The organism is Chamaesiphon sp. VAR_69_metabat_338, assembly GCF_031423935.1.
In the GTDB taxonomy this organism is placed as follows: domain Bacteria; phylum Cyanobacteriota; class Cyanobacteriia; order Cyanobacteriales; family Chamaesiphonaceae; genus Chamaesiphon.
On record NZ_JANPGM010000377.1, the window covers coordinates 1 to 3,655 of the forward strand.

The 3,655-nt window shown below is 44.7% G+C and carries 4 protein-coding genes and 2 pseudogenes; 5 read left to right on the forward strand and 1 reads right to left on the reverse strand.

Annotated elements, in window-relative coordinates; translation table 11 throughout:
- Positions 1-194, reverse strand: a pseudogene (locus RMO84_RS10580) (adenylyl-sulfate kinase); the annotation flags it as partial.
- A 101-nt stretch (positions 195-295) separates the two neighbouring features.
- Between RMO84_RS10580 and tadA the strand changes: the two are divergent.
- The 5 genes and pseudogenes from tadA to RMO84_RS10605 all read left to right on the forward strand — a co-directional run.
- Positions 296-763: a tRNA adenosine(34) deaminase TadA gene (tadA, locus tag RMO84_RS10585; RefSeq protein WP_310488427.1), complete on the forward strand. Its 468-nt coding sequence runs from the start codon at positions 296-298 to the stop codon at positions 761-763.
- Positions 764-860: 97 nt separating this feature from the next.
- Positions 861-1,088 carry a hypothetical protein gene (locus tag RMO84_RS10590; protein ID WP_310488428.1) on the forward strand — a complete coding sequence of 76 codons (228 nt, stop codon included), beginning with the start codon at positions 861-863 and terminating at the stop codon, positions 1,086-1,088.
- Positions 1,085-1,516, forward strand: coding sequence for a type II toxin-antitoxin system VapC family toxin (locus RMO84_RS10595; RefSeq protein ID WP_310488429.1), 432 nt, complete (start codon positions 1,085-1,087; stop codon positions 1,514-1,516). The genes RMO84_RS10590 and RMO84_RS10595 overlap by 4 nt, the downstream gene beginning before the upstream one ends.
- Positions 1,513-1,806 carry a helix-turn-helix transcriptional regulator gene (locus tag RMO84_RS10600; RefSeq protein ID WP_310488430.1) on the forward strand — a complete coding sequence of 98 codons (294 nt, stop codon included), beginning with the start codon at positions 1,513-1,515 and terminating at the stop codon, positions 1,804-1,806. The genes RMO84_RS10595 and RMO84_RS10600 overlap by 4 nt, the downstream gene beginning before the upstream one ends.
- Before the next feature lie 111 nt (positions 1,807-1,917).
- Positions 1,918-3,655: pseudogene (locus RMO84_RS10605) on the forward strand (helicase); the annotation flags it as partial.

Genomic DNA, 3,655 nt, shown 5'->3' on the forward strand with positions numbered 1-3,655 from the left:
TGACGTTTGGCTACAGTTGAGTAGTCCAAGAAGCCAAAGTTAACTGGCTTCTTGAGTTTGTAAACAAATTCTCCAGTTAGTAGAACGTAAGAGGCGTGAGTTTGCATCAGTTGAATTGGCATCGTCACCGGATGAGGATAAAATTCTGATGTCAACATTTGCTGAATTAATTCGGGTAAAGTCGATATTGACATGATTTTTACTAATAAATAGGGTGAAAAGCCCCCACCACACAGAGTTTAGCAATAATTTATCCGATCGCTGATTACACCTACCTACCCTCTCCCCTCTGGCAATGAAGATAGATTTTCAATTACATCAACGCTGGATGGCACGATCGATCGAATTGGCAACTCAAGCGGGAAATGCGGGTGAGGTGCCTGTTGGGGCGATAATCATCAGCCCTGAAGGTGAGATAATTGCTGAGGGTGAAAATCGCCGGGAACGCGATCTCGATCCGACGGCTCATGCGGAAATTGTGGCGATACGGGCGGCGGGTGCGGCTCTAAATAGTTGGCATCTCGATCGATGTACGTTATATGTGACGCTGGAACCTTGTCCGATGTGTGCGGGGGCAATTGTCGCGGCGCGGTTGGGATTGTTGGTATATGGTGCCGATGATGCTAAAACGGGGAGCGTGCGGACGGTGTTGAATATTCCCGATAGTGCGGCTTCCTATCACAAATTAACGGTGATTGGTGGCATTTTGGAATTTACTTGTCGGCAACAGTTACAGGAGTGGTTCAGGCGCAAGCGGCTTTAGGGAATATTAATTTGCAGAACATCTACTATTGAGATCTTGCCGATTTGTATCGTTTTTGGTACAATACAAACCATGTAGAAAAACTTAAGGAGCTAAGATGATGGTTTTTCAAGAAATCGTTGATTCTGTCCGAGCCTTATCTTTAGAGGAGCAAGATAACCTTATTGAGCTAATTCATCAACAGAGAGAACAACAGCATGGTAATAAGTTCTGGGAAGGATTTAAAAAACTGAGAGCAACAATGGAACAAGAAGGAATCTCTTTTAATGATGAGGACTTCGCTGACTTGAGAGATCGATCGCCAGGGCGTGAAGTAAATCTATGAGCTTGAGATATTTACTCGATACCAATATTATTTCAGAGCTGATGCGTCCGGCTCCAAACCCCATAATTATCAAGAAAGTCGATCTATTTAAAGAAGAAACAGCAACTGCTAGTACTGTAGTTCATGAACTCCTCTACGGCGGTTTGCGACTTCCTGAATCTAAAAAGCGTAAAGCTTTTTTAGATTACATCAATGATTCGGTTCTTAATTTACCGATACTTGGTTACGATTCTAGAGCCGCCCAATGTCATGCTCAAGAAAGAGCAAGATTATCCAAAATTGGTAAAACTCTAGCCTTTGCAGATGGACAAATTGCGAGTATTGCATCCTCTAACGATCTAATTTTAGTGACTAATAACGTTGCTGATTTCCAATATTTCGAGAACTTGAAAATCGAGAACTGGTTTGAGAGGGGAAACAACCCATGAAAAGTCGTAATCCCCATATCGGCTCGGCTGTTGATGACTACTTGGAAGCAGAGGATTTACTAACCGAAGCTAATGAAATTGCTATCAAAAGAGTCATTGCTTGGCAGCTTCAGCAAGAAATTACATCTAGGCAAATGACCAAAACCAGCGTAGCTAAAGCAATGGGCACCAGCCGCGCAGCAGTTGACAGGCTGCTCGATCCCGAAAACACCTCTGTTACCCTCAACACTCTTGGTAAAGCAGCTAGCGTTCTGGGCAAGCGCATCAAAATCGAGCTGGTTGAAGCCTAAAATATCCCACATACCCAAATTTCTTCATGCTGATGGGGATTACTAACTTTAAGTGCGTTCACAAAAAAATCTGCGTGAATCGATCTTTTCCTTAAAGTAGCAGCCAGTCCCATGCGCGAACAAGATATCCAAGATCTCATCATCCGTCAGCGTCCCTATTATCACCTCGAAGGTACGCCGATTCGCGGTCTGGAAAATCAATACTGGCTCGTATTTAAACATCAAGATGCTGACAGTCTGCTCAAAAATGTGATCCGATTTCTAGGCTTTGGGAACCAAGACACTACTCACAAACTGATTCGGATTGATGAACGCACTGGCTACATCATCACCTATGCTCCCAAAAATCCTGGCGATATCCCGCCCACCGCGCTACTGCGGACTGGTTCACTCTCACTCGTCAAGCAATTTCTTCAGGAAGTCGCCAGGGTAAAAGATAAAACTTTGCTAGCGAATAGCTTTCGCGGGATCGAGCATCTCAAGGGTCATTACAATATTCCCCAAGATTTGGATGAATATCAATCTGCGATTAATCAACTACTCCAACGCAGTACGATTTACCGTCGCGCTACCGCTTATTTTGATAGTGGATTGCTCAAAGTCTATGAAGAACCGCTTCAAGACATTATTCAAGCTGATGGACGAATTCGGCTGTTGATGGATTGGCGTGGTTTTACGAAAGAACGCGATATCCTCGCCCTCGAACAGCTTTACGATACCAGCAACCCTACCCAATTTATTCAGCGTACTCTAGAAGAATTTCTTCAGGGATTAGCAGAGAGTAACTTTTCTGGTACGGAAATTCTGGCCGAATTGATTCGGCTGGGCTTCTTGGAAATCAAGCTCGTCAAAATGGAAGGTGGGCGCGGTATCTACCATAGTAAGACGGGAATCTTTAGCGATAGTAAAGACAATCACGCTCTACATGAAGGCTCTAATAATTTTACTGTTGCCGCTCATTCTCAGAACTTTGAACGTTGTCTATTTCTGCGCTCCTGGGTATCTGAAAGCGATCGATCCAGTATTTTGGAGTTTATCGAGGAATTTGATGAGGAATGGTCAAAGCCCAATTTTGCCTACGATCTGAGTTCGGATTTTCTTCAGCAGGTACTTCAGGAAAAGCAACGACGTACCCAGATCCAACAACCGCAGATTGACAACATTAATCCCAACATTCTCACCCCTGGGCTAAATACTGTCGAAATAGTAGGGGAGCATCTCGATCGAGTCACCGATATTAATGTGACTGATAATGATTTAATCTCGATCGAGATTACCAGTCAAACTCCCGATCTAATTCAAGCCGATATTATCATCGATCCCGATCATCCGCCCCAATCGATCGATCGTTTTGTCGTCCAAACCACAACGGGGACATATACCATTCAACCAAAACAGCCGCCGACTGTCGAACCAACTCTAACTATTCCCGACTTCCCCGAAATCCCTGGCTTCAAACAAGCTGTTGAAACTCTCCTCAGCGGTAAATATGGGCAACCGCAAGACTTCCTCTACTGGCTATACCAACAGCGTCCCCATCAGTTTCGGATTCAGCAAAGCGATTTGCTCGAACAACTTACCAACGAAGGAACGCTATTCGAGCATCAAAAATCGGGAGCGCAACACTGTCTCCAAGTGATGGAAAACTTCGGCGTAGCTGTCTGCGCTGATGCGGTTGGTTTGGGCAAAACTCGCCTCGCAGCCGCTGTCGCTCGGCTCTATCTCCAAAATAATCCCCAAGCTAAAATCTCAGTCGTCGCCGCTCAAAAGCTCCACGATAACTGGGAGCGAGAAATGGCAGAACTCAATTTTCGCGGCAATCATATCGACTACGAACTCTACAACAAGA

What these genes read in the sequence shown, in the direction of transcription:
- RMO84_RS10600 (WP_310488430.1), top strand. Translation starts at nt 1,513, where the DNA reads ATGAAAAGTCGTAATCCCCATATCGGCTCGGCTGTTGATGACTACTTG.
- RMO84_RS10590 (WP_310488428.1), top strand. Translation starts at nt 861, where the DNA reads ATGATGGTTTTTCAAGAAATCGTTGATTCTGTCCGAGCCTTATCTTTA.
- tadA (WP_310488427.1), top strand. Translation starts at nt 296, where the DNA reads ATGAAGATAGATTTTCAATTACATCAACGCTGGATGGCACGATCGATC.
- RMO84_RS10595 (WP_310488429.1), top strand. Translation starts at nt 1,085, where the DNA reads ATGAGCTTGAGATATTTACTCGATACCAATATTATTTCAGAGCTGATG.